The sequence below is a fragment of the Thermus sp. NMX2.A1 genome, assembly GCF_000511705.1.
GTDB classification, from domain to species: Bacteria; Deinococcota; Deinococci; order Deinococcales; family Thermaceae; genus Thermus; species Thermus scotoductus.
Map to the genome: position 1 here is coordinate 1 of NZ_ATNI01000131.1, position 1,058 is coordinate 1,058.

At 66.6% G+C, this 1,058-nt stretch carries 1 protein-coding gene; it reads right to left on the reverse strand.

Annotated elements, in window-relative coordinates; translation table 11 throughout:
* Positions 1-1,032, reverse strand: a protein-coding gene (locus TNMX_RS12730; RefSeq protein WP_126170353.1) for an IS630 family transposase whose coding sequence is annotated in 2 segments (ribosomal slippage) — positions 1-543 and positions 543-1,032 — 1,033 coding nt annotated over the 2 segments. Because the reading frame shifts where the segments join, the coding sequence is not laid out codon by codon here. This gene is flagged as partial in the annotation.
* Between the last annotated feature and the right edge of the window lie 26 nt (positions 1,033-1,058).

Sequence of the window (1,058 nt, forward strand, 5' to 3'; positions counted from 1 at the left end):
AAGTACCCTCCCCCAAGATTTTCAACTCCACACCCCCCAGGGCCTTGAGGGCCTGAACCACCGCCTCCCTAAGCTCCTCAACCCCCCCGTAGTGCCGCCGAGGCATCAAAAACCCCTTCACCCGCCGCCACACACCCTCCATGGGGTTCAAATGGGGACTGTACCGGGGCAGGTATCCCACCGTAAGCCCCCGCTCCCTCCACGCCCCCTTCCTCCCCTCCATCCCCCGCGACCGGTGAAAGGACGCATTGTCCATGAACACCCTCAAAGGCCTGGTCAAACCTCCCGCCACCCCGTCCAGGTACCCCCGCACCACCTCCCACCGCACCGGCCCCTCCAAAACGGCAAAGTACAGCCGCTCCCCCTCTCTCCCCCGCACCAGGTGCCCCACCACGTTCACCCGCCCGCGGGAACCCCAGGCCCGGGGCACCCCCCTGGCCTCCCCCCTCCGACTCCAGGAGTAGGTGGGAGGAAGGGTCAGGGAAAACCCGCTCTCGTCCAGGTATCCCACCTCCATCCCCCCCTCCCGCGCCCCCTTTTTGCCTCCTCTTCCTCCGCCGCAAAGGCCTTCATCTCCTCCTCCGTGGGTCTTCCCAAAGGCACGTACCGCGTCCGCTTCCACACGTACCCCATGGCCCTGAGGTGCCGGGAGATCACCTTGGGGGCCAGGCGGACCCCGAAGCGCTCGGCCAGGGCTTCTGCGAGCTGCGGGGCCGTCCAGGTTCTATCCTCGGCCAGCCTTTCCTCCAGGAAGGCGGCCATCTGTGGGGTGAACTTCCTGGGGGCTCCTGGGGGTTTGCGGTAGGCGAGGCCCGGGAGGCCCTGTTCCAGGAAGCGCCTGAGGACGAGGTAGACGGTGGAGCGGTCTTTGTGGAAGTGGCGGGCGATTCTTGGGGCGGTCCAGCCCTCGGCGGCCAGGCGGACCATGGCGGCCCAGAGGCGGGTTTTCTTGTGGGTCTTCGGGTCCAGGGAGAGTTCCAGCAGGAGCCGGTCCTCCTCAGGGGTCAGCTGGATCTGAAGAGGGGCTGCCATGTTGACATGATAAGGGGTTGGCACTT